At 56.3% G+C, this 1,033-nt stretch carries 1 pseudogene; it reads right to left on the minus strand.

Annotated elements, in window-relative coordinates:
- Positions 1–8: 8 nt before the first annotated feature.
- Positions 9–1,033, minus strand: a pseudogene (locus tag ACQ4W4_RS27565) (IS3 family transposase); the annotation flags it as partial.

Genomic DNA, 1,033 nt, shown 5'->3' on the forward strand with positions numbered 1-1,033 from the left:
TGTAGTGGTCAACCCATCCCGGACACTACGTTAAGTTTTTCTTCGGCGACGGCCGGTGCCAGTCCCTGGTTGAACTGATGTGGCCGTATCCAGTTATACCGGTGCATCAGGTAGTGGCTAATATCCCGTTGTGCTTCCTGTGCCGTCATGTAACCAGTTGACGGCAGCCATTCAGTTTTGAAGCTGCGGAACAGCCGCTCCATCGGGGAGTTATCCCAACAATTTCCCCGACGGCTCATACTCTGTCGTATCCGATAGCGCCACAAACGCTGACGGAATTTTCGACTGGCGTACTGGCTACCTTGATCCGAATGAAACAGCAGCCTCTGCGGTCGACCTCGCTGCTCGTAAGCCATTTCCAGCGCTTGCACAACAAGGTCGGCATCGGGGCGTAGCGAGAATGCCCAGCCCACCGCTCGGCGAGCAAATAAATCCAACACCACAGCCAGGTAATACCATCGGCCTTGCGCCCAGACATAGGTGATGTCCCCGCACCAGACCTGATTTGGCGCCTCCACTGTGAATTCACGGTTGAGGTGGTTCGGAATATCGACCCGTTCCACCGTAGCCTGCTTATAGGCATGGCTGCCAGGCTGTTTGCAGACCAGCCCTAGCTCTTCCATCAAACGACTGACTTTGAAGCGGCCAATTGCCGTGCCTTCCTCGCGCATCATGCCCATGATGCTGCGGCTTCCCGCCGAACTGCGGCTCTCGACGAACAGCTCGTGCACGCGGCCACGCAATGCCATGCGCTCAACATCAATGTGCCGGGCGCGCTCCCGATGCGCATACAGGCATGACCGCGCTACGTCGAACACCGCGCAGATCAACTCGATTGATTCGTCACCACAAATCTGATCGATTACCTCGTACGTTCTATCCCTTCCGACATCAAGAGCGCGGTAGCCTTTTTTAAAATGGACTTCTCCCGCTCGAGACGCTCAATACGTGCTTCGAGTTCCTGTATTCGCTGCTGATCTGGCGTCATTGCCTTGCTCTGCGGCGTGATGCCTTGCCGCTCCAACTGCAGCTG

This window comes from Janthinobacterium glycogeni, assembly GCF_051380725.1.
GTDB lineage: Bacteria > Pseudomonadota > Gammaproteobacteria > Burkholderiales > Burkholderiaceae_D > Janthinobacterium.